Origin of the sequence: Kitasatospora sp. NBC_01287, assembly GCF_026340565.1 — a bacterium.
Taxonomy (GTDB): domain Bacteria; phylum Actinomycetota; class Actinomycetes; order Streptomycetales; family Streptomycetaceae; genus Kitasatospora.
The window spans coordinates 7,339,603-7,364,396 of sequence record NZ_JAPEPB010000001.1 but is presented as its reverse complement, the minus strand read 5'-3'; the positions used below and the strand labels follow the sequence as shown (position 1 = coordinate 7,364,396).

The window sequence follows — 24,794 nt, the reverse complement described above, 5'->3', positions numbered from 1 at the left end:
GCGACCAGGACCGGCGAGCCGGTCAGCTGCCCCCGCTCACGCGGGGCGGACAAGGTCTCAAGAGCCGCGACCCGCTGCTCGAACGGGTGACCCCCGCTCGCGCGGGGAGCACGCGGACCCACTGATGGGCGGACTGCGGCACGGCGGACCACCCTCGCATCGGCGGGAAGCACTGCACCATCAGCCACCGCCACCACCGCGCTCCTGGCAGCCGACCGCCGCCCCTGAGGGCTGGCCCACAGGTCATGGATCCCCGTCGTGTCTAGTCTTGGCTCGCACTCGGCCTCATCGTCGCTGCCTGCGATCGGGCGACGGGTGCGTTTCCGTTGAGGTGACCTCCGTGGTGGATCATGCGGCGAGGGCGAGTTGGCCCTGGTAGCGGGTGGCGTGGGTGCGTTCTGACTCGCGTTGGAGGTGGAAGGCCCAGTACTCGTCGATGTCACCGTTCGCGATCACGGCCGCAGCGCGAGGACGGCCTCGGCGTCGTTCAGGGCCAACGCTTGGACGGGCCGGTAGGTGACGTGTCCGTAGAGGACCGTGAGTACCTCGCGCGGGTCGGCCAGCACCGCCGTCACCTCGCGCGGCTCCTCACTCATCGGATCGTGGCCGAGGACCCGCACCGGGCCCTGCTGCAGCTGCGCGGCATACGAACAGGCGTTGGTTGGCCCGACCTTAACCCGCGAGGTCGACCCTCTGCCCATCTCCGCTGCCCCGCTCTTACGGAAGCCATCGAGGTGGGTCTGTACAGCCAACACCCGAACCAAGCGGATCATGAGGCAGATGCACGGCCGAGCCGGGTTCCCCCTACTCCACCACCGCATCCTCCTCCAGTGATCACTACGCAGCGCTACCACCGATTTCGGGGCGGCGCCGAAGACGGTACAGACCCAGCGACACCACCGTGGGCGGCCCGTGAGATGGTGCGGAGGCTGCCGTCCCTTCGGGGATGGCAGCCTCCGGCACGGAGTCCAACATCATCCCGAGTGAGCGTCATGTCGGTCCGAGAGATGGGAGTTGGCCCTGTTGATGGAAACTGATGGGGCACGACGGGGCTCCCGAGCAAGGTGCCGGGTGAGGTGCCGGGTGAGGTGTGGCCGGTTGCGCCGGGGTCGCCGGCTGCGGTGCCCTGGCACCTGCCGTGGTGGTGCTCGGGCCGTTCATCGAAGCTGTGCCGGCGGGCGGCCTGACGGTCCGGTCGCGGCTGGGCAGTTGGGACAGGGGGCGGCCGGTCCAGTGGCGAGCGGCACCCGCCCGCTTTGTGTAGGCGGGTGCCGCGGTGGTGTCCGGGATGGTCAGATCACGGTGAAGGGGATCGGGCCGGCCAGGGTGGTGTAGCCGTCGTTGAGGAGGTACCAGGCGGCGTAGTTGCCGGGGTTGGCGAGGCCGCCGGTCGTGGGGAAGGTCAGGCTGCCGCTGGTGTTGGGGGCGTACTGGAAGGTGAGGGACTCCCTGGTGCCGGGGGTGGCCCCAGCGGGGTAGATGCCGATCCAGTTCTTGCTGCCGGCGGTGGCCGCGGTGGTGGCGTACTGGAAGGTGATGCTTGCCCCGCGGGCGGGCGTTCCGGTATTGGCGGTCAGTGTGCTGGCCGGTACGGGGGCCGGGGCCGCAGTGGCCGCCGGGGTGGGGATGCCGTAGAAGGCGGCGAGGCGGGTGGTGATGGTGTCGGTGTAGGGGGTCAGGGTGGTGAACTGGGTGGCGATGAGGGTCTTGGCGGCGGTGGTGAGGTCGGCCAGGTTGCTGGTGGCGCCGACCAGGTGGGGTTCGAGCTGCTTCATCAGCTGGTAGTCGCTGGTGATGCCCAGTGCGCCCATGGCGGTGCCGAGCGAGGGGGCGCTGCTGGCGGTGTCCTGGACGCGGCTGACGAAGGTGACGCGGTGCAGGATGCGCCAGCAGGGGGGCTTGCGGTCGCTCTGGCGGGCCTTGGCCAGTTCCTTGGCGTTCGGGTCGTTGCTGGTCTCCAGCCAGGCGGGGTCGATGACCTTGCCGTAGAAGTCCTCGTAGTTGTCGGTGGAGGTGTCCAGGTAGAAGGACATGAACCGGTAGGCGTCGACGCGTCCGGGGACCAGGACGGGCTGGTTGTTGGCGTCGAAGACGGCGTCGGTGCCGTTGTACTTCTGCAGGTTGTGTCCCGGTTGGGCGACGACGTCCAGGCTGAAGGTGCGGGTGGCGTCCTTGGTCCTGCGGCGGGTGACGCTGTAGCCGCCGCCCAGCGTGGCCTCGAAGCCGGCCTTGAAGCCGATGGGGCCGACATCGGCCTGGAAGCCGGCCTGGAAGGTGGCGCTGCCGCTGACGCTGTAGTCCCCCGCGGTGCTCTGGGTGACCTGGTCGGTGGTGGCGGTGGTCTCGGAGAACAGGCCGCCGGCGGCGGTCCACACGTAGGTGTTGACGATGTTGCGCCGCGCGGCCGACTTGTTGGCCGCGCGCCCCACCGCCGGGTCGCTCCCGCCCGCGGTGAGGCCGGTGCTGCCGGTGCCGCCCATCATGCCCTTCAGCACCCGGTCGGCGGCGGCTGCCACCGGGTCGGGGGCCTGGGTGTCGGTGGACACCGACTCGTAGAAGCCCTGGAGTTGCTGCTCCTCGCGCTGGATGCGGCGCTTGAGGGCGTACGCCTCACGGGGCCGGTAGTAACTGTAGGAACCGCCGTCGCCGGCGTTGGGGAAGGACGGGTCGGCGAAGGGCTGCAGAGTCGCTGCGGTGCCCTGGGCGCTGAAGCCGACCAGGCCGTCCAGGGTGCCCTGCTTGGTGTAGCGGGGGTTGATCGGGAACGCGATGATGTTCCAGTCCCGGGGGATGTCGGGGTTGGGCACCATCCGGTAGGCCACCAGGGCGCCGCTGTGGGCCAGGCGCAGCGCGTACTGGTCGGCGGTGTCGGACTGCACGATGGCGAAGCCGGTGTTGGCCGGCACCCAGCGCCGGCCGGCGGTGGCGTTGAGCTGGCCGGCGGGGTCGGTGGGCTCCCAGTGGCCGGTCAGGGTGACCGAGCTGGTGCGGGTGGTGGTGGCGCCCTGGCTCACCTGGGTGTCGTTGCTCCAGCTGTTGGAGTACTTCATCTCGTAGGTGGCGCCCACGCTGGCCTTGAGGGAGCTGAGGGGTTTGGCGGTGCCCGCGCCGAGCGGGGCGGCGACGACGAAGGTGTCGTCGCCCACCGAGCCCTCGAAGGTGGCTTTGGCGGAGGCGTCGACGCTGGTCTTGTTGTCCGAGGAGATCGTGTTGGCGACGGTGTTGGCCTGCACGAAGCTGACCGAGGACTTCTCGCTGTAGTCGTCGGCGGTGCCGGCGATCAGGTTCTCCGAGGGGACCGGCGGGGCGCCCTCCAGGTAGCCGACCAGCTGCGGGTTGAACTGCGCCTGGCCGACCCAGGTGGTGGTCAGGTCCCCGACCTTGAAGCCGGTGGTCAGCACCCAGGAGGTGCCGCGCAGCGAGGTGTAGCACCGCTTCATGACGCCGATCATCGTGCCGTGGGCGTCGCTCTGCAGATCGGCGTACTCCGAGGCGCTGGGGGTTCCGGTGATCAGGGAGTTGAAGGGGGTGAGGGTGCCGGTCAGCGCGGAGCGGACCTCGGCGGTGTCGTCGGAGATCGGCGCGGTGGACAGCACGATGCCCGGGGCCTTGGTCGAGGGGGTCAGGTCACAGCCCTGCAGCCCGGCGTCGGTGACGGTGGCGCCGGCGACGGTGGAGGCGGCGTCGAAGGGGTAGTAGGCCATCAGGTCGCCGCGCTCGCCGCGCAGGCGGGTGAACATGTTGTCCAGGAGTTGCTCCTGGGTGCGGCAGGTGCGCCAGATCCGCAGTTCGTCCAGGGCGCCGGTGAGGGCCTCGGTGGGCTGGCCGGAGGCATCCGTCATCGCGGCCGCGGTGACCTGGGCTGTGCCCGTGACGGCGAGCATGTCGTTGGCGCCGGCCAGGACGGCGATGCTGGGGTTGCCGTTGTGGTAGAAGGTGAGACGGTTGCCGGCCGGGTCGGGGGTGCGCACCCGAACAGGGCCGCGAACCTGGGCGGGGTAGCTGTCGCAGCCGTCGGCGGTGGTGGCGCCGGCGCTCTCATGGAACGCCCACCAGGCCACCAGGCCCTGGGACTTGGCGGTGACCGGCGCGCCGATCTGGTCCTTGTCACGGGCCACGTTCCAGATCCGCGCCTCGGAGAGGGTTCCGCGCAGTCCGAGCGCCGACGTGCTGATCTTGTACCGGCCGATCTCGCAGTTGGCGTCGTTGCCCACCGGCTTGGGGCCGTTGTACTTCTGCGGGTCGCCGCCCACGAGTTGGCCGTTGATGTAGAAGCGGATGCTGATGGTGCCGAGCTTGTCCTCGCCGGCCTTGCGGGTGACCGCGACCTTGGTGAACACCCCCGCCTTGAGGACGCTGCCGGTGCCCGAACGGTAGACCTTCTGCTGGCCCCTGCCCCCGGCGCCGGCCTCGAAGGTGAACGCGAGCTGGCCGTCGGACTCGACGTAGAAGCTGTAGGGGACGGCCGAGTCCGCGATGCCCGAGCCGATGGCGCCCTTGCCGATCAGGCCGTGGACGGTGCCCAGGGTGTCGAGCTGGACGAACGCCTCCAGGGTCAGGTCGTCGACCAGGTCCAGGCCGTCGGGCCCTGCGGCGTCCAGGTAGCCGTCCCCCTCCATGGCCATCGCCCAGTCCTGGCGGAACGCCATCGCCACATGCGCCCAGTCGCCGCCGGGGAACGCCTGCTGGCTGCGGAAGAACTGCTTGCCGACACCGGCCGCCAGCGAGTAGCCGCGCTGCGCGGTCTGGGTCAGGATGGGAACGCCGACCATGATTCCGTCGTGGCCGTTGCCCGAACGGTCCACGGTGGAGGCGTCGGTGAAGCTCCAGTAGCCCAGCAGTCCGGGCTCCTGGCCGCTGAGCTGACGGTTCACGAACGCCGCGATCTCGTCCGGGGTGCGGACCCGGCCCCACAGCCGGTACTCGTCCACGATGGCCTCCGCGGCCCAGCCCCCGCCCCAGCCGGCGATGCCCAGCATGGTGTGCCCGGTCCCGGGATACGGGGCGTTCGCGCGGCCCTGTGCGATCTGGATCCCGTCGCAGTAGATGGCGCGTGTCCCGGTGGACGTGTCGAAGGAGGCCGACCAGCAGTGCCAGCCCTGGTCCACAGCCAGCGACGCGGTCGCCAGCTCGTCGCCGGGCCAGCCGAAGACCATCTGGTTCGACGCATTGAAGCCCAGGTACAGGTTCGGATCCGTCATCGTGGGGCCGCCGTGTCCGAACAGCGTGTCCTGTCGGCCGCCGTTCCCGCGCCTGGCCCACACCTCGATGGTGAAGCTCTGCCCGGCCAGGGCGATGCCGGTTCCGCAGTCCACCCAGCTGCTCCCGTCCAGCGCGAAGGCACTGGTGGGCGCGCCCGGCTCCAGGGCCAGGGTGTAGGGGGCTCCGGGGACGGCGGCATGCCAGATCCGGGACCGGGTGCTGGTCATGGACGGGTTCACCCACGCCTCCACCGTCAGGTCGGCCGGCGAGGTGACCTTCGGCCAGGCGGCCTGGGGCAGGGTGAGGTACTGGGCCTTGCCGTCGAAGGACAGCGCGCGCCCCGGAGAGTTGCCGTGCCAGCGCGGCACCAGCGGGCCCGCCCCGTCGGCGGCGGCTCCGTTGGGCACCGGCGCGCTCGGGTTGAGGAGGTTCACGCCCACGATCTGCGAGCCCCGGTCCAGCACCGCGCCCACCATGGTGCTGGTCGCGGTCGCGTAGTCGTACAGCGCGGTCCGCAACTGCTGGCCGACCGTGCCGCTCAGGTCGCCGTTCGCCGTGACGGTGATCTTGTTGGCTCCGGCCGACACCGCCGCGGCCACCGTGCGGACCTGGCCGCCCACGGAGATCGCCGCGCCCGCGGCCAGGGGTTGGGTCAGCGCGGCGGCCAGTTCGATGATCTGGCCCTGGGCCGAGCCGACGGTGCCCAGGACGGTGCCCGGCGGGCGGACCCCGTTCAGCACCTGCGCGAAGGCGGTGGCCTGGCGCGGGACGCCGGGGAACGTCTCGGTGACCGTACCAGCGGTGACCGTGACCTGGCACAGGTCGGCGGTGGCGCCGTCGGCGACGCTCAGCGCGAAGTCGGCCAGTGTCGCGGCGCTGTCGCGCGCCAGCAGCGTCAGCTGACCGGTGCCCACCGCGATCGTCCGCGTCGCCCGCGAGACGTCGGCGGCGTAGTAGGCCGAGAAGAACTGCCCGTTCCCGCCCCGGAAGTACAGCACCACGTCACCGGTCGAACTCTCCAGCAGCGACGGCGCGTCCGTGGTCCACGCGAACGTCAGCAGCGACGCGTACACGCTCAGGCCCTCGCGGTCGGTGGAGACCTTGGGCATGGCCAGCACCACCTCCGAGCCGCCCTGCATCCCGCCGGTCAGCGTCGCCAGTGCCGCCTGCGCCGCGGTCAGCTGCGCCTGGTCGAAACCGAGCCGGAAGGCGGCCAGCCGCAGCGTCGGCACGGTGCTCTCCAACTGGGCGCGCTGCTGGTCGCGGAAGCCGAAGCGGGCGATGTCCGCGATGTAGTTCAAGGTGGGCTGCAACAGGTCGGCCTGCGCCTGGTCGGTCGCCAGCTGGGTCTGCGCCGCCGTCACCCGGTTCTGCGCGGCGGTCACCGCGTCCAGGTCCTGGGTGGGTGCGGGCTTGCCGACCTCGCCCAGCGGTACCAGGTAGGGAGCCATGGCCAGGCGCCCGTCACGCCCGAGCGCGAAGTCCACCGTGGCCACATACCGGCGATCCGCCGTCCCGCCGGTGGGCGCAGGGCCCGTCGTCGCGCAGGCCAGCAGTACCCTTGCCTGCCGCTTCTCCTGCGTGGGGGCGGCCCCGTAGCCGGTGGGCACCGGCTCCTGCTGGAAGTAGAGCGTCGCGGCCAGCGGCCCGACCGCCTGGCGGGTCCCGAAGGTGAACACGTCCCGCGACAGGCCCGGGCCGTCGCCGACCGGCGCGTCGGAAGCCACCCACTTCGGACCGATCAGCATCGCGGGCGAAGCACCGTCGCACTGGTTCGTGGTCAGGCCGCCGGTGCCCTCGTCGAACCGGAAATAGGTCACCAGGCCCGGTTCTATGCCCACCAGGCGCCGGCCCCGGTCGGCGAAGTCCGCCGCCGTGCGGGCCCGGTTCCACAGCCGCACCTCGTCGATGTCCCCGACGAACTGCTCGACGGCCTGCCCCGCCACCGTACGACTGCCCAGATACTCCACACAGGCCGGGCCCACCGCCACCGGCACCGCGCCGCTGCCCACGCTCACGCCGTTGACGAACAGCGTGACCGTCGACCGGTCGAACACCGCCGCCACATGCGCGTACGCGCCCATCGCCAGCGCCTGCGAGCCGGTCACGCTCCACCCGGTACTGCCCTGGCCGATCGACAGCCTGCGCGAAGCGTCCACCCCCAGGTGGAAGCCGTCCGCGCGGCTCTCGTCATAGGTGGCCGCGATCGTCCCGGACGGCGCCGTGGGCCGCACCCACGCCTCGAACGTGAACCCGTCCGGCCCCGCCGCCATACCGTAGTTCACCAGCTTCAGCACGCACGGCGGCCCGGCCGAGAACCGCAGCGCGGTGCCCGCCCGGTCGGTCGTGGCCGGCACCGGGACCAGCGGAAGCCTGGTGTTCGGGTCGATCCCCGGCTCACGCTCCAGCACCGAGGACGCGAACCTCGGATCCGGGCTCGTGTACAGCTGGGTACCCGCGATGTTGAACAGCCCGTCCTTGCCCTGCTCGCAGCTGAACGAGTCGATCTGGCCCTTGAGCGTGTTGCGAACGAACAACTGCCAGCGCGAGACACCGTCCACCGCGGTCGGCAGCAGCATCACCGCGAACCCACCGTCCTGGACCCGCTGCACGAACGAGAGCTTGCTCGTGGGCTCGTAGAACAGCTTCCCGTCCATGTCCCGGGTGCCCAGCGTGTCCGTACCCTCCACCGCCGGGGCGAACTTGCTGCGGCTGCGCTGGTAGCGCACCTCCACCACCGGCTTGAGGACCGAGCCCACCAGCACGAACCGGTCCACCAGCAGCGAGGAGTCCACCGGCGCGACTTTCGCCGGAGTCGCCCCCGTGGTCATCGTGTAGTCGGTGCGCGCCGGATCCCCCGACAGCGCGGTCCCCGACGTCTGGAACACCGCGTTCGGGTCATCGGCGCCGATCGACTGCCGGAACACCAGGATGTACCGGCCGTCGGAGACCACCTGGATCGGCGCTGACGCGGTCAGCCGCGCCGTGGTCGACAGGAACGGATCGCTCTCACCCGCGAACAGCTTCTCCGGCGCCGTCTCGACACCGCTGCCCTTCTTGACCGTCGGCATCACCATCGCCACCGGCGCCTGCGCCCCCGGGTCCACGATCTCCGACGGGAACGCCAACAGACCCGGATCCGCGTTCCAGTACGCCACGTCCAGCGGCCCGCGCACGCCCTGGGCCTGCTCCAGGTCCAACACGCTGTAGTAGATCCGCCGCTGGTCGTCCATCGCGAACGCCACCGTCGTACCACCGTGACGCACCGTCGTCGTCGACACGTACGTCTTGTCCCGGTAGACCTTCACCAGGGTCTTGTCCTGCATCAGGCAGACTCTCCTCGATCGCCAGGCCCGCACCGCTGCGGGCCGCTGTGGAACGCCCGGACGCGGACGCTCAAGACCTGCGGCCCCCGGCCCCGGCAGACACCGGCACACAGGGATCCACGACCGCACCACACCTGAGGACCACCCGTGCCACCCACGGCCACACCGGCGGATCGCGAACAGAAGAGCAGGACCAACGCCCCACGTGGCAGGCCCCGGGGAATGACAGCAGGGACGACAACAACCCGAACGACGAAGCACCCTGACGATGCCTCAGCGCTGCCAGTACCCTGGCACGCCCACCCACCTCGCCGCAGTCGAACACCGGAACCAGTCACTCCTCTACCCGGCACTGACGTTCTGTCCTGATGCCGACCCACGGTCCAGATCCCGGCCGCAGGATCGTCCGTGATCACTCTGCTCACCGTCATCCGCAAGAAGCCCGAGGTCTCCACCGAGGACTTCCGCCGCTTCAGGAAGCACGAATACGGACCGACCTACGAGGCGCTCCCACAGACCCGCGCCTACGTCCAGTACCCCCTCACCGACCTCGCCTCCGACGGTGCGGAGGACCCCATCGACGCCATCGCGCAGATCAGCTTCGAGTCGCAGGAGGCCATGGCCGAGGCACCCTCGACCGACGCGTACAAGAAGGCCCACGACTTGCGCGAGCAGTACATGCGCGAGACCTCCGTCGGCATCCACTCGGCACGCGTCGACGAGACCGTCACCTTCGTGTGAAACCGGACGGCACCCGGCGGCCCCGGCCGGGTCCGTGCGCCGCCGGTCAGAAGATGGACCAGCCGGTGTGGGTGGTGAGGGTGTCGAGCGCGGTGATGCCCGCGATCGAGTTGCCGTGGCGGTCGAGGGCCGGCCCCCAGGCGCAGAGCGTTCCGCGACCCGGGATGACGGCCAGGATGCCGCCGCCGATGCCGCTCTTGGCGGGCAGGCCGACGCGGTGGGCGAACTCGCCCGCGGCGTCGTAGGTGCCGCCGATCAGCATGACGGCGTTGACGCGCTTGGCCTCGCTGCGGGTGAGCAGCCTGGTGCCGTCGGCCCGTAAGCCGTGCCGGGCCAGGAATCCGCCGGCCACGGCGAGGTCCCGGCAGCTCATGGTGAGGGCGCACTGCCAGAAGTAGTGGTCGAGGACGTCCGGGACGGGGTTGTCGAGCCGGCCGTGGTCGGCCAGCAGGTGGCCGAGCGCGGCGTTGCGGTGTCCGTGCTGGCTCTCGCTCCAGGCGACCTGGGCGTCGAAGTCGATGCGGGGGTTGCCGCTCTCGGTGCGGAGGAACTCGCGCAGGGTGCCCCGGGAGTCCCCGGTGAGGGTGAGCAGCCGGTCGGTGATCACCAGCGCGCCGGCGTTGACGAACGGGTTGCGGGGGATCGCGTTCTCCCGCTCCAGCTGGGCGAGGGAGTTGAAGGGCGACCCGGAGGGCTCCTTCCCCACCCGGGTCCACAGCGAGTCGCCATCCGCGGCCAGGACCAGAGCGAGGGTGAACACCTTGGAGATGGACTGGATGGAGAACGGGACCTGCCAGTCCCCAGTGCCGCGTGGCGGCTTGCGGGTCGCGGTGTCCGCGATCGCGAGGCCGAACCGGTAGGGGTCGACGGCGGCGAGGGCCGGAATGTACTGGGCGACGGTTCCCTCGGCCAGGACGGGATGGACTGCCTCGTTGATGCGTTCGAACAGGTTCTCGTAGTCCATGCCGGTCCCCCTCCGCGGGCAGGACGCCGTTGTCCGGCCCGGCATCAGCATGCGCCGGGGCGCTCGCGGGGGGAAGAGCGCCCGCAGCGGAGAGGCGAGGTCCGATTTCCGGCTATCGTGACATTCGGGTACATCGCATGACCGGAAAGTGACGGACGTCGGATGGTGGATCACCTCACCCAGACCCACAACGCTTCCTCCCCGCGGTCGTCGGAACAGGAGAGCACCCCGCAGGGGGACATCGCGGCACTCCACGGAACCGTCATGAAGTGCATGGGCCGCACCTACCAGGTGACCGTGCCGGACACGGCCACAGCGGTCACCATCATCGACGTCACGGACATCACCCACCCCACCCTGCTCGGCACCGCCCTGCCCGACAGCACGGGAACCTGGCAGGTCAGCACCGCCCGTTGCCTCGGCTCCACCCGGGCCCGGGACCTGCTCCACGCGGCAGCCCTCCTACACGAAGCCGCCCGCCCACGTCCCCAGTGACCGGGTCTGTACGCCTGTACAGACCCGCTCGACCAGCTCGCGGCCCGCCCCGCCCTCGGCATGGAGGCCGCCGAGGACACCCAGCAGCGGCTACCCGACCTGGCCGGCGGCCTCAGCGTCGCCCTCGCCCTCGCCCGCGCCCTCAAAACCATCGCCCGCGACACCCGCCGCCCCTCCACGGACCAGTGGGACGAGGCCTTCGAACTCTTCGACCTGCTGATCTGAGCGGGGCATCCACCGGGCCGGCAGTTCCGCCGGTTCGGCCGGGGTCGATCAGGTGGCGGAGCGACCGACTCCTCAACAGTGAGCGTGCAGGCGTCCCCGGGCCACGAGGCGGTCGAGTCGTCGCTGCTCTACGGCCGCCCAGCGGCCCACCCGATCCGGGTCGAGGGGTGCGCCGTGTCCGACGTGGATCTTCGTGGGACGGAGGGCCAGCGTCTCGCGCAGGCTGGCGAGGTTGCCGAGGCGGTCGTCGTGGAAGGGCGGGTTGGCGGGTCGCCCCTTGACGAGGCCCAGGAGCGGGGTGGCGACGAGGTCTCCGGCCACCAGGTCGCCGTCGTCGGTCAGGACGGAGACGGAGCCGGGGGTGTGGCCCGGGGTGGGCATGATGCGGGCCTGGACGCCGAAGTCCGCCGGGTGCGTCTCGCCGCGGATGAGCACGGTGGGGTCGAACGGTTCGGTGGTCTCGCGCACCCGGGAGGTGCGGGCGAAGAGGTGCCCGAACAGCCCGATGGGCAGGTACGGCTCGCTCACCCGACCTGCTCGATAGGTGCCCAGGTCGGCGATGTGGCCGGCGATGGGTGCGCCGGTGAGTCGGCTGAGTTCGGCGGCGGAGCCGAAGTGGTCGACGCGGCCGTGGGTGACGACGATCAGGCTGACGTCCTTGGGGTCCACGCCGTGGGCGGCGACCTGGTCGTGGATCAGTCGGCCGCTGCCGGGCGTTCCGGCGTCGACGATGACCGGTCGCTTGCCGAGCAGGAGATAGGCGTTGGCGACGTGCCGGCCGAGCACCGGTATGGCAATGACCTTGGTCGGTGACATGGAGGGGCTCCTTGACGGGTGCGGGATGGGCGCCCGGCCGAAGGACGGACCGGTCCGCGAGGCGGACCGGTCCGCCTCGCGGCTGGGCGCCGAGGAGTCCCGGTGGCCGCGCCTGTGATCGGGGCGCGCCGACCCGCCACGGCGACTTCCCCGCCGCGACGACCTCATCGACAGACTGGAGACCTGCATCATCAGCAGAAACGAAACCGTGAAACCGTGAAACCGTGGAGATCACGCGATCGAGTCACGCATTCGAACCGGCGCCCGGATGGATCACTGCGGAGGACGGCTTCTCGCGCCTGCTGTCGGTGGTTGGTCACAGGAAGTAGTGGCCTTGTTCGATGTCCTCGATGAGGCCGGGGTGGGTGGGCTTCCATCCCAGGAGTTGCTGGGTGATGGTGCTGGAGGCGGGCATGTCGGTGCCGAGGAGGCGCACGAGCATCCCGTTGAACTCCTCGGCGGGCACGGAGTGTGCGGGTAGGTCGAGGTGTCGGCCGATGGCCTCGGCGATCTCGCGGACCGGCACGCCGTCGTCGCCGACGGCGTGCAGGACGGAGCCGGCGGGTGCCTGCTCGACGGCAAGGCGGTAGAGGGTCGCGGCGTCCTTGACGTGGACGGCGGGCCAGCGGCCGGTGCCGTCGCCGATGTAGCCGCAGACGCCCTTGGCCCGGGCCGTGGCGATGAGTTGGGGGACGAAGCCGTGACGCTCGCCCTCGCCGTGGACCGAGCGGGGCAGCATGACCAGGGAGGTGCGCACGCCCGTTTCTGCTGCTGCGAGCGCTGCCCGCATGGTGGCGATGCGGGCGGCGACGGGTCCTGCCGCGACGAGTTCGTCGTGCTCGGTCGTGGGCCGGCCGGGTGTCACGAGTGTGGCGCCGGAGATCACCAGGGGCCTGCCGGAGCCGGCGAGGGCGGCGGCGAACGTCTCGATGGCCTTGGCGTCCGTTCGTGTCGCGGCCTCGCTCGTGCTGGGAGTGACGAAGGCCAGGTGGATGACGCCGTCGCTGCCCAGAGCGCCGGCGCGCAGCACGTCGGTGTCGTTCAGGTCGCCGCGCAGCACCTCCGCTCCCATCGCGGCGACCGCGTGCGCGGAGGCGTCCGAGCGGGCCAGCCCGATGACCTGGTGCCCGGCGTCGATGAGTTCGGGGACGACGGCTGAGCCGATCCAGCCGGAAGCACCGGTGACGAAGATACGCATGGGGACTCCTTGGTGACGGCGCGGCCGAGGACGCGCAGCTCAGATTCGCTCGCGGGAGACTGATGCGACTCTGTTGCATCAACAGTACCGCAGCCATGCGACTAAGTCGCATCATTCGACAGGATGATGCGACCTGGTCGCTTCGCATAGACTGCGGTGGTGAGCAGATGGGCACCGGACGCACGTGAGCGCCTGGAGAGCGCGGCGTTGGACCTGTTCGTGGAGAACGGGTTCGACGAGACCACCGTCGCGCAGATCGCGGATCGCGCCGGTTTGAACCGCGCCACGTTCTTCCGCCACTTCACTGACAAGCGCGAGGTCCTGTTCGGCGGCGAGGACGTACTGGCGGGCCTGTTCGCCGACGGCATCCGCGCCGCCGCCGCGGACGCGACGTTCGCGCAGTGCCTGCGGGCGGCGTTCGCGGCCACCGACCCGGTCATGACCCCGCAGCGGCGGGCCAAGGCCGTCCAGCGCAGGCGGGTGGTCGCGGCCAACAGCGAACTGCAGGAGCGGGGACTGCTCAAGCACGCCCGGATCGCTGCGTCGATCAGCACCGCCCTGCGCGAACGCGGCACGGCCGAGCTGACCGCCCGACTGGGCGCGGAAGTGGCGATGCTCGCCTTCGCCATCGCCGCCGAGCGCTGGATCGAGGCGGACGACGACGAACCGTTCCCGCCCCTCGCCCAAGCGGCCCTGGGCGACCTGCAGGTGCGCGCCGCCGAGCTCGACGCCTGACCCGGCACACACACCCCGCCCCGGACGGACGTCGGCTGGTCAGCCCCGAGTGTCAGTGCAGGTCAGGGCTGGTCAGCCCCGAGTGTCAGTGCAGGTCAGCGGCCGGTGAGAACGGGCAGGGCGCTCCATCCGGGTGGCGGCGGGGCTCAGTGTGACGGGGGGTGGGCAGAGCCTGCGGCATGACGGCACCTTCGACCACAGGCCGCCGTCGCCCGGCCTCGCCCGCCATCCCCGCCCACGCCGCCGCTGCTCCGGTTCGGGGCGCGAGGCTGCCGGACCTGCTCCAGCGAGCACATCTCCCCAGGCGGCCGGGGCATCCGCACGACCTGGCACGAGCCCGCCTGCTCGACCTGAGGGCACCCGTGACCGCTGACACGAGCACCAGGCCGGTTCGCGTGCGGGTGTGCGTGGTCCTGGTCCACGACGGCCGGTCATTCCTGATCCGCAGGCAGCGCCCCGCCGGCCTGCAGCTCTCCCTGCCCGACGGCCCGGCCGAGCACGGCGAGGACGCGCCGACGGCGCCGCGCCGGGAGCTGCTCGAGGAGCTCGGCTTCGACACCGCCCATCTGCCCGCGCCGCCGGTGCTGCGCTTCGCCCGGGACCAGGAGACGCTACGCCCCGGCGAGAGCGCGGCGTTCCGCTGCCGGCACCTGCTCCTCGCCGCCCACCTGCCGACCGGCTTCCACCTCGCCGTCGCCGCCACCGAGCAGGATGACCCAGACCAGGCACCGGTGATCTGGGTGCCCGCAGCCGCAGCGGCCTGCCTCCGCCTCTCCAACGAGGACCCCGCCGACCGGCCTGAGGTGCGTCACGAGGCACGCCGCCAGGCCCTCGTGGCTGGGTGCGCCGAGACCACCGGCGCCGTGCAGAACGCCAACCGTTGAAAAGACTTGGGGAGTCCGTCCTGTGGCGGATGCCTGAGCCTCCTGTCCAAGGTGGCCTACCGGGCTGGTGCGGCGACTCGTGTCACATGATGAACGTGGCTCCGAGGTCCACGGCGAGTGTGGGGCCGAAGAGTGCGGCCGGGGTGTACGAGCCGGCGGGTAGGCCCTGTTCGGCCAGGCGTCGGGCGACCTCGGCGGTGGCGGTGACGGTGAACTTCTGTGCGTCCCCCAACCGCAGCCATGCCTCTCGCCGTGTGCCGTCGGGCCACTCCATGGTGCAGTGCCCCCAGGCACGTCTACATCCTTGTCTCACCGGGCGCCGGCCCGGCGTTCTCGTTTCGTGGCAATGTGCATGACCGGCGTGCGGGGGGCAGGACTCGGCCAGGTGTGCGGGTCGATCTGTCGGCCTCGTAGGCCACCACCGCGCACAGGCCCGGACCGTTGCGAGTGCGGTGGGCGAGGTGCGCGAAGCGACTACTGCGCCGGGGCGGGGCCCACGTGCTTGGAACACAGGCCCCGCCCCGGCCTGTTCGTGACCGTGTTCCCGGGTCGGCGTCGACTCCCTGAAGGTACGTCTGCCGATGGTCGTCGACGCAAGTCGGCGCGGATGCGGTCGGCGACTGTCGACACGACGTCGCTGCCGTCGCGGCTGGGGTCGATGTGGACGCGGAAGGGGCGCTCGCCGTGGGGGTGGCCCTGTTCGTCGATGATCCGGTCGATGGCGGCGTCGACGGAGGGTTGTGAGGTGACGTCCAGTTCGATGGGGCGCAGGTCCACGCCGTGCAGGGGGGCCTTGTGCTGGATCTCGGCGACGGCGGGGGCGTTGCGGCCGGTGGTCTCGCGCAGTCCGGCGTAGACGGTGTGCCCGGCGCGGGCCAGGGCTCCTCTTCGCCGGCGAGACGTTCGCCCCCGCCGCCGCGGCCGAGTCCTTCCGGCTCGCCGGCACCGACTACCCCCGATGGTGTTCGGCCCCGCGCTGTTCCAACGCGTCTTCCAGCAGTCACCGCACTCCACCGTCACCTTCCGGGCCTGGCACGACGGCGTCTTCGAGGACCTCACCCGAGGACTCACCGACATCGTCTTCTACGGCGTGGCCCCGCCGCCCGCCCTGCGCTCCGAGAAACTGTTCGAGGAGACCTTCGTCTGCGTCATGTCCACAGACCACCCCCTCAGCGCGCACACGCAGCTGCAACTCGACGACTACCTGCGCTGCTCGCACGTGTTCGTCGACATCGTCCAAGGCGACCAGACCGTGATCGACCGTCACCTGCACGCAACGGATGCCGGACCGTCGGGACCACAACCTGGCTCTCCGTGCTGAGCTGAGGCCCAACTCTCCGCCCAGTACCGAAAGGGGCGATTCGCCAAGCCGTAACCGTCAGCGAAGCCTCACCCTCGACTGCCCCCGGCCACTGCACCCAAGGGTGGCACCCTCACTCCTACTGCCCGCCTGAACGGGCCCTATCTGCCGTACCGCGCTGGGAGTTCCGCTCGTCGGGGCTGGTATCGCAGGCCCCGGCTCGTGGACCGGCGACGGATTCCCCGGGTGGCCTGCGGTGAGCATCTGTCACTCACCGCGGGCCGGTCTCGTGAGCCGGGCGGATGGTCGAGTCAGGTGTCGGCCGCGGGTTCCTGGCCGTGCTGGGAACGGCGGAGTTGGTCGTTGATGCGCAGGGCTTCTTCGAGTTGGTCTTCGAGGATGACGATGCGGCAGGCGGCGTCGATGGCGGTGCCCTGGTCGACGAGGTCGCGGGCGCGCATCGCGATGCGCAGTTGGTAGCGGGAGAAGCGGCGGTGGCCGCCCTCTGAGCGCAGCGGGGTGATCAGGCCCTGTTCACCCAGGGAGCGGAGGAATCCGGCGGTGGTGCCGGTCATCTCGGCGGCGCGGCCCATGGTGTAGGCGGGGTAGTCGTCGTCGTCGAAGGAGTTGGGCGTGGCGGGGGTGTGGGGCCTGTCGGTCGTCGTAGTCACTGCACCTCTCTTGGTTCCTGGGGAACGCGTCGAGGGGCCCCGGCGCCATATCGGCTCCGGGGCCCCGAAGGGGAAACAACACCATCTACCGGCCTGAGCCGGGTTCCTTGTTCCGCAACTCCCCAACGGTGGGGGTGTGCGGGGATCGCGTATGCGTGACCGGAAACCACCGTCCTCGTACTCAAAAGGGGGTCTGCGGTGTCCGCCCGGGTGAATGCCTCACGGGCCGGGCGATCCTGATGGCGCTCTGTCCCTCCGTTCATCCTCTGTACGGACTGATACTGCGAACTGCGGTACTGCCAACCACTGGTACTGCGAACTGCTCGGTACTGCGCACACGGGTACTTCTCGGTACTGCTGAACTTCAACTACCTGATACTGCTACGGCCCTGACGGGCCACCTGGTCCGACAGCCAGCCCCGTCGCCCGTCCCGCTCACCTGCTCGGCTTGGAACCCCACTGCCCGGACTCCCAGCACGCGCGCCCGCAGCCTGGCGCCTTCACTGGGATACCTCGAACCGCGACTGCTTGTACCGCTTCACTCAACTTCACCTGCTGTTACTGCACCTACAACTACCGCGGTACCGCTGATCGGTGACCCCTGATCACTGCGGGTCACCTGGCCCGGCCGCCAGTCCCGTTGCCGTCCTGCACCTGCTCTGGCTTCGGAACTCCACGGCCGCGCCGGTTGCGTCACTGCTTCACGCCCATCTGCCCGGCGTGTCCCACGTACTGCTCACCTGCTGAGTACTGCACCTGCTGAACTGCGGTACCGCTCGTTGGCGGGCCCCTGATACCTGCGGGCCGCCCGGCCCGGCCACCGGTCCTGTCGCCTTACTGCACCTGCCCTGGCTTCAGGACCCCGCAACCGTTCTGTAATGCTCCCCGCCAGTTCGTGTCTGGCGGGTACCGCTTGACTGCGTCTACGAGAGAAACACTAACCACAGCCGACGGCAATGTCTACTCCAGCCAGCACAGATTTTTCGGTGTTCGAACGGAAGGTAGTCTTCGCTCCGCAGGAGGGCGGTCCGCACCCGCGGCCCGGGGCAACGAGCAGCACCACGGACGGGAGGCGACGATGGAAGGGCCACAGACGACGCGGCCGGTGCGCACGCCCGGCCCGCACGCGCGGGCGTCCGTACTGGCCGCCCTCGCCGAAGCCGTCCGTGACCGGGACCAGCGCAGCCTGCGGCGGCTGCTGACCCGCTTCGCCGAACAGGTCACCATCACCGACCTGCACGCCCTGAGCGATGCGCTCGACCCTCGCCGAAGCCGACGGTCAGGCCCCCCGTAGCCGGCACGACTCGCCGCGACCGGCCGAAGCAACAAGGAGATCGGCCACGCGCTGCGCCTGTCGCCCCGCACCGTCGCGGCGCACCTCTACAAGATCTTCCCCAAGCTCGGCATCACCTCCCGGGCCGCGCCCGCCCACGCTCTCGACGCCTCCTGAGACCCGAAGGCGTCCGGCGATTCCGGTGCTGCCCGTGCACCGCGCCTGGTCCGACAGCGCACACCCTCCCCCGCTCTGCGGAGCGACAGTCAGATGACTTACAACGCCGGCCGACCCGCGGAACAGACTGACTCCGCAGGGGTACAGCCGAGAGGGGCAGTCAGGTGGGTTCGCTGGTGACGACCGATTCGGTCCCGGATGACGAGAAGGCGCGATTCTGGGGAGAGGCGGTGTCGCGGACGCTGGTACCGGTGGAGGTGGTGCCGCTGGCCGACCGGCCGTTCGAGGGCCGCCTGGTGTCGCACCGGCTGGGATACCTGCGGGTGTCCACGCTGGAGGCGGACGCGATGCGGGTGACCCGCACGGCCGCGCTGATCGCGCGGTCCCCGCAGGCCGAGGCGCAGGTCGGGGTGGCGGTACAGGTCTCCGGCCGCGCCGTACTGGCCCAGGACGGGCGCCGGGCACAGGTACCGGCGGGCAGCCTCGTGCTGTACGACGCAGCGCGGCCGTACACCCTCGACTACCCGGAGCACTTCAGCACCCACCTGCTCCAATTACCGTGCAGACTGCTGGGGGCGGCGGAGCACGACATCCGGCAGGTGGCGGGGACGACCGTCACCTCCGCCGAGGCGTTCGGAGCCGTCCTGCTGCCCTTCCTCGACACCCTCGCCGCCTGCGCGCACTCCTGCCGGGCCTCCGTCGGCGACCGGCTGGCCGGCAGCGTCACCGACCTGCTCAGCACGCTCGTCGCCCAGCTCACCGGGGCGGCGGCCACCGACCCGCACGCCAGAGACGGCCATCTCGTCCAACGGGTGCGGGAGCACATCGACCACCACCTGGGTGACCCGGAGCTCTCACCGGAGACCATCACCGGCGCCCATCACATCTCGGTGCGCTACCTGCACCGCCTCTTCGAAGGGGAGGGCGTCACGGTGAGCCGGCTCATCCAGCAGCGCCGTTTGGAGGCCTGCGCACGCGACCTGGCCCGGCACGGCCGGACGTCGCCCACGGTGTCAGCGGTCGCCCAGCGGTGGGGATTCGTCAACCCGGCCCACTTCAGCCGCGCCTTCCGCGCAGCCTACGGCGTCCCCCCACGCACGTGGCGCGCGCTCCGAACCACCGAAGCAGCTGACGGCCCGCTGGCCCGTTCAGTGCCGGTCGACCCGCGGCCACGGATGGTGGAGCAAGTGGCGGCCTTTCCTCGACAGCACAGCCAACCGATCTACCAATCAACGTGACCCGGCCCTGAAGGACCGGGTCAAGTTGACGGCGACATGGGAACGACCCTGAGCGGGTCGATGCCGCGCCGCCCGTTCCGGACCGCTACTGGGCGCCGATGCCGTTCGACCAGGCCCAGGGCGAGCCGTTGCCGTTGCTGAAGACCCGCGAGATGGCCCACAGGCCGTTCGAGCAGTGCAGGCCGTAGACCTCGCCGGTGGTGAACCAACCGGACTGGCCCTGGAAGAAGTGGTTGGCGTCCGAGTCGCCGTTCACGCCGTACGTGACACCGTTGCAGGAGTCGTAGACGCCGCTGTAGACCCGCACGTCGGTGCTGCCGCCGGTCAGGTAGGTCCTGGTGTAGAACCCGCCGTCATTGGCCTCGACGATGCAGGGCGTGAGCTCCCAGTGGTTCCACGGCGAGCCGTCCGCGCCGCCCTGGTTGACGGCGCCGCACAGCTGGGCATCGGCGTGGGCCGCCCCGGCGCCGAGGAAGGTGACGCCGGCGGCAAGTGAGACTCCGGCGGCGGCCATGGCGATCGTGCGGCGGAGCCCGAGTGCCTTCGAGAAAGTGCGCAAGACGTTCCTCCGTACCTCGTCTGATTGTCCAATGAGACTATAGGCAAAGGGATCTGACGATCCAGTTCCCTCCCGAAGCCCTCCTGGCAGACCAGCCCCGACGCTGCGCCTGCCGAGAATCCCATCCGGCCAAGTCAGGTGACATGCCAGTACCCATGGAGCACCGCCGTCACCGAGCTCGACGTCGCGGGCCACGGTTTCGAGCCGGGCGTGCGACGGCTGGTGTCTAACTCGCCGCACTCTGGGAACGCTACGGGTCAGGTGGCACCGGATCCCCTGACGCGCGGATGCCCTGACGTGCGGATGCCCTGACGTGCCGGACCATGATGTCCCCGTACCGGAAGGGAGTTGAGCGGTGCGTATCGCCCTGTTCATCACCTGCTTCAACGACACGCTCTTCCCCGACACCGGCCGGGCGGTGGTCAGTGTGCTCGAACGCCTCGGCCACACCGTGGAGTTCCCGCAGGAGCAGACCTGCTGCGGCCAGATGCACTTCAACACCGGCTACCGGCCCGAGGCGATGCCGATGGTGCGGAGCTTCGCGGAGACCTTCGCGGAGTACGACGCGGTGGTCACGCCGTCCGCGTCGTGTGCGGGGATGGTGCGGGAGGGCCACCCGGTACTGGCCGAGCAGTACGGCCCGTCCGGGCTGCGCCGCCGGGTTGCCGAACTGGTGCCTCGGGTGCACGAGTTCACCGAGTTCCTGGTGGACGTGCTGGGCGTCACCGAGGTCGGCGCGCACTTCCCGCGCAAGGTGGCCTACCACCCGACCTGCCACTCGCTGCGCGGACTACGCCTGGGCGAGCGGCCGTACCGGCTGCTGCGCGCCGTCGACGGGATCGAGTTGGTCGACCTGCCGGGTTGCGAGTCGTGCTGCGGGTTCGGCGGAACCTTCGCGGTGAAGAACGCGGACACCTCCGCCGCGATGCTCAGCGACAAGATGAGCGCCGTGCACGACTCCGGCGCGCAGGTGCTGTGCGCGGCCGACAACTCCTGCCTGATGCACATCGGTGGCGGCCTGTCCCGACAACGCAGCGGGGTACGGACCATGCACCTGGCCGAGATCCTGGCCGCCACGGAAGGGGACCGGCGATGAGTGGTACCGGCGACGGCCTGGTCTGGCTCGACACACCCGCCTTCCCCCAGGCGGCGCGCACCGCGCTCGCCGACCCGCAGCTGCGCGGCAACCTGCGCCGGGCCACCGGCACGATCCGCGACAAACGCCTCGCGGTGACCGGGGAGTTGAGCGACTGGGAGCAGCTGCGCGAGGCCGGGGAGGCGCTCAAGCGCCGGACGCTGCGCCATCTGGACCAGTATCTGGAGGAGTTGGAGCGCTCGGTGACGGCGGCCGGGGGCACCGTGCACTGGGCGGCGGACGCCGAGGAGGCCAACCGGATCGTCACCGAACTCGTGCGGGCCACCGGCGAGCGCGAAGTGGTCAAGGTCAAGTCGATGGCCACCCAGGAGATCGGACTCAACGAGGCGCTGGCCGAAGCCGGGATCACCGCCTACGAGACCGACCTCGCGGAGCTGATCGTGCAACTCGGTGAGGACCGGCCCTCGCACATCCTGGTGCCCGCCATCCACCGCAACCGGGCCGAGATCCGCGAGATCTTCCTGCGGGAGATGGGCCGTTGGGGCCGCCCCGCGCCCGAGGGCCTGTCCGACGAGCCGCGGGCGCTGGCCGAGGCGGCCCGGCTGCACCTGCGGGAGAGGTTCCTGCGGGCGAGGGTCGCCGTCTCGGGGGCCAACTTCGGGGTGGCCGAGACCGGCACGATCGCGGTGGTGGAGTCGGAGGGCAACGGCCGGATGTGCCTGACCCTGCCGCAGACGCTGATCACCGTGATGGGCATCGAGAAGGTCGTGCCGTCCTTCACCGACCTGGAGGTCTTCCTCCAACTGCTGCCGCGCTCCTCCACGGGTGAGCGGATGAACCCGTACACCTCGATGTGGACCGGCGTCACGCCCGGCGACGGGCCGCGGGAGTTCCACCTGGTACTGCTGGACAACGGCCGCACCGCCACGCTGCGGGACACGGTGGGTCGCCAGGCACTGGCCTGCATCCGCTGCTCGGCCTGCCTGAACGTCTGCCCGGTCTACGAGCGCACCGGCGGCCACGCCTACGGCTCGGTCTACCCCGGCCCGATCGGCGCCGTGCTCACCCCGCAGCTGGCCGGCGTGGACCACGCGGCGTCGCTGCCGTTCGCCTCCACGCTCTGCGGGGCCTGCTACGACGCCTGCCCGGTGAAGATCAACATCCCGGAGGTGCTGGTCCACCTGCGCGCCGAGGTCGTCGAGGCCAAGCGCCGCAGCCGCCACGCACCCACCGCCGAGGCGCTCGCGATGAAGGCGGCGGCTGCCGTGCTCGCCTCCCCGGCCCGGCTGGCGGCCGCCCAGAAGGCCGCCGCGCTCGGCGGCCGCGCACTGGCCCGCGAGGGCAGGATCGGCCGGCTGCCCGGACCGCTGCGCGGCTGGTCCGACGCCCGCGACAGTCCCGTACCGCCCGCCGAATCCTTCCGCGCCTGGTGGCGCAAGAACCGGGAGCAGTCTTGACCGACCATCAGAAGAGTGGCCGTCAGGAGATCATCGGCCGGATCCGCGCCGCCCTCGCGGACGTCCCCGACGACGAGGCACCCGAGTCCGTCCCGGTACCGCGCGACTACCTGCGCAGCCACGCCGAGGGCGACCTGGTGGAGCTGTTCGCCGAACGGGTCGCCGACTACCGCGCCACCGTCATCCGCAGCACCCCCGAGGGGCTGCCGGACGCGATCGCCCGCGCACTGGCCGCGCGCGGCGCCACGAGGGTCGCCGTGCCGCCGGGGTTCCCCATCGAGCAGCTCCCGACCGGGACCTGGACGCGCGACGAACCGTCTCTCAGCATCGCCGAGTTGGACCAACTGGACGGCACGATCAGCACCGCCGCACTCGGCATCGCCGTCACCGGCACGATCGTCCTGGACGCCGGCCCCGGCCAGGGCCGGCGGGCGCTGACCCTCGTCCCGGACTACCACCTGTGCCTCATTACCGCGGACCAGATCGTCGCGGACGTCCCCGACGCCCTCGCCGGGCTCGACCCCACCCGCCCGCTCACCTTCATCTCCGGACCGTCCGCCACCAGCGACATCGAACTCGACCGCGTCGAAGGCGTGCACGGCCCCCGCACCCTGGACGTCATCATCGTCACCGCCCCGGAGCCCTCGTGACCGCAGCCCCGCGCACCCATGTCGTCGACGCCCACCACCACGTCTGGGACCTCACCGTCCGCGACCAGGACTGGATCACCGGCAAGCCCCTCGCCCCACTGCGCCGCGACTTCTCCCCCACCGACCCGCACCCGCTCGCGCAGGCGGCCGGCGTCAGCGCCACCGTCCTCTTCCATCTCAACGGAGACCAGACCGGCGGGGGATTTTCGGATCTCACCTACCAACCCTTCACTCTCGAAGGCAACTTCGCGGCCATGCAGGCCGTCCAGGAGATGCTTCTGCAGCAGATCGCCTTCACCGACCCGCCCGCCCGGCGTCCTGCGCCGCGACCGTGGGACGCGTGGCCGATCACCGGCCTGAGGCCTGAGGCCTGAGACCTGAGGTGTGAGGCCTGAGGCCTGAGGCCTGAGGACGGCTTTCTCGGCAGGCGCGGTGGCGCCGTCCGGCGACGCGTGCGGTCCGATCGCATGCGTCGCCGGAGACAGGGACACGCTCTACCGGCTCGACTGCCGGGCGCCGGGCCGACGTTGTGGCGCGCCCCCGGCGCCGCGGCTCACACCCGGATCGGCAGTCGTGCCGCCCCGCGCAGGCTGAGCAGTCCGTTCCACTCGACCTCGCCGTCCAGGCTCACGCCGGGGAAACGGCGCACCAGTTCACCGATGGCCACCCTGCCTTCGATACGGGCCAGCGTCGCGCCGATGCACAGGTGCATCCCGCTGCCGAAGGACAGATGCCGGCGTGCCTTCTCCCGGTCGATGCGCAGTTCCGCCGCGTCGGGCCCGAAGAAGTCCTCGTCCCGGTTGGCCGCGGCCAGGCTGGCGAGGATGAAGGACCCGGGCGGAATCTCGGTCCCGCCGACCTGGTACGGCTCAAGGGTGATCCGCCTGCTGTTGTGCACGGGAGAGTCGTAGCGCAGGAACTCCTCCACCGCGTTCTGCTCCAACTCCGGCTTGGCTCGCAGCAGTTCCAGCTGGTCCGGGTTGCGTAGCAGTGCGAGGGCGCCACCGGAGATGAGGTTCACGGTCGTCTCGTGACCCGCGATGTAGAGCATGGCGACCTGGGCGATCAACTCGTCGTGGCTGAGGGTCTCGCCGTCCTCCTCGACCGTGATGAGCGCGCTGAGCAGGTCGTCACCGAGATTGCTCCGCTTCCAGGAGACGGCTTCACCGACGAGCTCGAAGAGCTCCGCGTCGGCCGCCTCCACGGCCCTCATCACCTCGGGGTCGGTGGTCGGTTCGACGGAGCGCATCAGCATGCTGGTGAGCTCGCGCAGCCGCTTGTTGTCCGTGGGCGGCATGCCGAGCATCCGCGCGATCACCATGAACGGCAGCGGGAACGCGAGCGCCTCGACCAGGTCGCCGCCGCCGGCCTCGGCGATCCCGTCGAGGGCGTCGTCGACGAGGGAGCGGATCTGCGGCTCCATGGCGCTGATCGCGCGTCCGGTGAACGCCGTGCTGACCAGCTTCCGCAGCCGGGTGTGGTCCGGCGGGTCCCGGTCGAGCAGGGCCAGCCCCTTCAGCCTCGGGTCGTCCGTGACACCCGCGTTCGTGTAGGCGTCGCGGAACGGTCCGGGGGCGACGTGGCGCTGCTCGACGGAGAGCCCGGACCGCACCAGCGCGAGCACGTCCTCGTACCGGGAGAGCATCCAGAAGCCGCCCGGGTGCTCGTGCACCGGCACGTGCCTGCGCACCTCCGCGTAGTGCGGATAGGGGTCCTCCATGAATTCGGGCGTGAACGGGTTGAACATCACCGGCTGGTTCTGCGGCACTTCGGTCATCGTCTTGGGT

General features: G+C 70.7%; 20 protein-coding genes and 2 pseudogenes. 13 read left to right on the top strand and 9 right to left on the bottom strand.

The window, feature by feature from the left end; all coding sequences use genetic code 11:
* Positions 1-452: 452 nt before the first annotated feature.
* Together OG455_RS32135 and OG455_RS32130 are read right to left on the bottom strand one after the other, a co-directional pair.
* Complete coding sequence (locus OG455_RS32135) at positions 453-596, bottom strand: hypothetical protein (protein WP_266299779.1); 144 nt, start codon at positions 594-596, stop codon at positions 453-455.
* 696 nt (positions 597-1,292) lie between these two features.
* On the bottom strand, positions 1,293-8,528 hold the full coding sequence (locus OG455_RS32130) for a LamG domain-containing protein (RefSeq protein ID WP_266299777.1): 7,236 nt from the start codon (positions 8,526-8,528) through the stop codon (positions 1,293-1,295).
* Between the two features lie 408 nt (positions 8,529-8,936).
* On the opposite strand from OG455_RS32130, the gene OG455_RS32125 reads away from it, so the two are divergent.
* On the top strand, positions 8,937-9,269 hold the full coding sequence (locus OG455_RS32125; protein WP_266299775.1) for an EthD domain-containing protein: 333 nt from the start codon (positions 8,937-8,939) through the stop codon (positions 9,267-9,269).
* A 46-nt stretch (positions 9,270-9,315) separates the two neighbouring features.
* Here the strand turns inward: OG455_RS32125 and OG455_RS32120 are convergent, their stop codons facing one another.
* A complete protein-coding gene (locus OG455_RS32120; RefSeq protein WP_266299773.1) occupies positions 9,316-10,233 on the bottom strand; it encodes a glutaminase in 918 nt (305 codons plus the stop codon).
* Positions 10,234-10,395: 162 nt separating this feature from the next.
* Here OG455_RS32120 and OG455_RS32115 point away from each other — a divergent pair, with 162 nt between their 5' ends.
* Positions 10,396-10,728, top strand: a complete 333-nt coding sequence (locus OG455_RS32115) for a hypothetical protein (protein WP_266299771.1) — start codon at positions 10,396-10,398, stop codon at positions 10,726-10,728.
* Between the two features lie 6 nt (positions 10,729-10,734).
* Complete coding sequence (locus OG455_RS32110) at positions 10,735-10,953, top strand: DUF1931 family protein (RefSeq protein WP_266301033.1); 219 nt, start codon at positions 10,735-10,737, stop codon at positions 10,951-10,953.
* A 72-nt stretch (positions 10,954-11,025) separates the two neighbouring features.
* On the opposite strand, the gene OG455_RS32105 is transcribed toward OG455_RS32110, so the two are convergent.
* Complete coding sequence (locus OG455_RS32105) at positions 11,026-11,769, bottom strand: MBL fold metallo-hydrolase (RefSeq protein WP_266299769.1); 744 nt, start codon at positions 11,767-11,769, stop codon at positions 11,026-11,028.
* A 316-nt stretch (positions 11,770-12,085) separates the two neighbouring features.
* Positions 12,086-12,967 (bottom strand): SDR family oxidoreductase, encoded by an 882-nt coding sequence (locus OG455_RS32100; protein ID WP_266299767.1) that lies wholly within the window; start codon positions 12,965-12,967, stop codon positions 12,086-12,088.
* A 159-nt stretch (positions 12,968-13,126) separates the two neighbouring features.
* Here OG455_RS32100 and OG455_RS32095 point away from each other — a divergent pair, with 159 nt between their 5' ends.
* Together OG455_RS32095 and OG455_RS32090 are read left to right on the top strand one after the other, a co-directional pair.
* Positions 13,127-13,702 carry a TetR family transcriptional regulator gene (locus tag OG455_RS32095; protein WP_266299765.1) on the top strand — a complete coding sequence of 192 codons (576 nt, stop codon included), beginning with the start codon at positions 13,127-13,129 and terminating at the stop codon, positions 13,700-13,702.
* A gap of 362 nt (positions 13,703-14,064) precedes the next feature.
* Positions 14,065-14,586, top strand: a complete 522-nt coding sequence (locus OG455_RS32090; RefSeq protein ID WP_266299763.1) for an NUDIX hydrolase — start codon at positions 14,065-14,067, stop codon at positions 14,584-14,586.
* Between the two features lie 82 nt (positions 14,587-14,668).
* On the opposite strand, the gene OG455_RS32085 is transcribed toward OG455_RS32090, so the two are convergent.
* Complete coding sequence (locus tag OG455_RS32085) at positions 14,669-14,818, bottom strand: hypothetical protein (RefSeq protein WP_266299761.1); 150 nt, start codon at positions 14,816-14,818, stop codon at positions 14,669-14,671.
* A gap of 726 nt (positions 14,819-15,544) precedes the next feature.
* Between OG455_RS32085 and OG455_RS32080 the strand changes: the two genes are divergently transcribed.
* Positions 15,545-15,907: a LysR substrate-binding domain-containing protein gene (locus OG455_RS32080; RefSeq protein ID WP_266299759.1), complete on the top strand. Its 363-nt coding sequence runs from the start codon at positions 15,545-15,547 to the stop codon at positions 15,905-15,907.
* Positions 15,908-16,197: 290 nt separating this feature from the next.
* Here OG455_RS32080 and OG455_RS32075 read toward each other — a convergent pair whose 3' ends face one another.
* Positions 16,198-16,479 (bottom strand): MerR family transcriptional regulator, encoded by a 282-nt coding sequence (locus OG455_RS32075; protein WP_266301032.1) that lies wholly within the window; start codon positions 16,477-16,479, stop codon positions 16,198-16,200.
* Positions 16,480-17,635: 1,156 nt separating this feature from the next.
* On the opposite strand from OG455_RS32075, the gene OG455_RS32070 reads away from it, so the two are divergent.
* From OG455_RS32070 to OG455_RS32060, 3 genes and pseudogenes are all read left to right on the top strand, one after another.
* Positions 17,636-17,851 (top strand): hypothetical protein, encoded by a 216-nt coding sequence (locus OG455_RS32070; protein WP_266299757.1) that lies wholly within the window; start codon positions 17,636-17,638, stop codon positions 17,849-17,851.
* A 3-nt stretch (positions 17,852-17,854) separates the two neighbouring features.
* Positions 17,855-18,007 (top strand): annotated as a pseudogene (locus OG455_RS32065) (response regulator transcription factor); the annotation flags it as partial.
* 176 nt (positions 18,008-18,183) lie between these two features.
* Positions 18,184-19,245 (top strand): helix-turn-helix domain-containing protein, encoded by a 1,062-nt coding sequence (locus OG455_RS32060; RefSeq protein ID WP_266299755.1) that lies wholly within the window; start codon positions 18,184-18,186, stop codon positions 19,243-19,245.
* 85 nt (positions 19,246-19,330) lie between these two features.
* Here the strand turns inward: OG455_RS32060 and OG455_RS32055 are convergent, their stop codons facing one another.
* The gene (locus OG455_RS32055; RefSeq protein ID WP_266299753.1) at positions 19,331-19,804 is read right to left on the bottom strand and encodes a hypothetical protein; all 474 of its coding nucleotides are present in this window, start codon (positions 19,802-19,804) and stop codon (positions 19,331-19,333) included.
* 355 nt (positions 19,805-20,159) lie between these two features.
* Here OG455_RS32055 and OG455_RS32050 point away from each other — a divergent pair, with 355 nt between their 5' ends.
* The 4 genes and pseudogenes from OG455_RS32050 to OG455_RS32035 all read left to right on the top strand — a co-directional run.
* Positions 20,160-20,900: a (Fe-S)-binding protein gene (locus OG455_RS32050; protein ID WP_266299751.1), complete on the top strand. Its 741-nt coding sequence runs from the start codon at positions 20,160-20,162 to the stop codon at positions 20,898-20,900.
* A complete protein-coding gene (locus OG455_RS32045; protein WP_266299749.1) occupies positions 20,897-22,357 on the top strand; it encodes a LutB/LldF family L-lactate oxidation iron-sulfur protein in 1,461 nt (486 codons plus the stop codon). Before OG455_RS32050 ends, OG455_RS32045 begins: the two co-directional genes overlap by 4 nt.
* Positions 22,354-23,007 (top strand): LUD domain-containing protein, encoded by a 654-nt coding sequence (locus OG455_RS32040; RefSeq protein ID WP_266299747.1) that lies wholly within the window; start codon positions 22,354-22,356, stop codon positions 23,005-23,007. Before OG455_RS32045 ends, OG455_RS32040 begins: the two co-directional genes overlap by 4 nt.
* Positions 23,004-23,177 (top strand): annotated as a pseudogene (locus OG455_RS32035) (amidohydrolase); the annotation flags it as partial. The gene OG455_RS32040 and the pseudogene OG455_RS32035, both read left to right, overlap by 4 nt.
* A 383-nt stretch (positions 23,178-23,560) precedes the next feature.
* On the opposite strand, the gene OG455_RS32030 reads toward OG455_RS32035, so the two are convergent.
* Positions 23,561-24,784 carry a cytochrome P450 gene (locus OG455_RS32030; RefSeq protein WP_266299745.1) on the bottom strand — a complete coding sequence of 408 codons (1,224 nt, stop codon included), beginning with the start codon at positions 24,782-24,784 and terminating at the stop codon, positions 23,561-23,563.
* Positions 24,785-24,794 lie beyond the last annotated feature (10 nt).

Coding starts and splice junctions, on each gene's coding strand:
- OG455_RS32135 (WP_266299779.1), bottom strand. CDS start 596: ATGAGTGAGGAGCCGCGCGAGGTGACGGCGGTGCTGGCCGACCCGCGC.
- OG455_RS32130 (WP_266299777.1), bottom strand. CDS start 8,528: ATGCAGGACAAGACCCTGGTGAAGGTCTACCGGGACAAGACGTACGTG.
- OG455_RS32120 (WP_266299773.1), bottom strand. CDS start 10,233: ATGGACTACGAGAACCTGTTCGAACGCATCAACGAGGCAGTCCATCCC.
- OG455_RS32115 (WP_266299771.1), top strand. CDS start 10,396: ATGGTGGATCACCTCACCCAGACCCACAACGCTTCCTCCCCGCGGTCG.
- OG455_RS32105 (WP_266299769.1), bottom strand. CDS start 11,769: ATGTCACCGACCAAGGTCATTGCCATACCGGTGCTCGGCCGGCACGTC.
- OG455_RS32100 (WP_266299767.1), bottom strand. CDS start 12,967: ATGCGTATCTTCGTCACCGGTGCTTCCGGCTGGATCGGCTCAGCCGTC.
- OG455_RS32080 (WP_266299759.1), top strand. CDS start 15,545: ATGGTGTTCGGCCCCGCGCTGTTCCAACGCGTCTTCCAGCAGTCACCG.
- OG455_RS32075 (WP_266301032.1), bottom strand. CDS start 16,479: ATGGGCCGCGCCGCCGAGATGACCGGCACCACCGCCGGATTCCTCCGC.
- OG455_RS32070 (WP_266299757.1), top strand. CDS start 17,636: ATGGAAGGGCCACAGACGACGCGGCCGGTGCGCACGCCCGGCCCGCAC.
- OG455_RS32045 (WP_266299749.1), top strand. CDS start 20,897: ATGAGTGGTACCGGCGACGGCCTGGTCTGGCTCGACACACCCGCCTTC.
- OG455_RS32030 (WP_266299745.1), bottom strand. CDS start 24,784: ATGACCGAAGTGCCGCAGAACCAGCCGGTGATGTTCAACCCGTTCACG.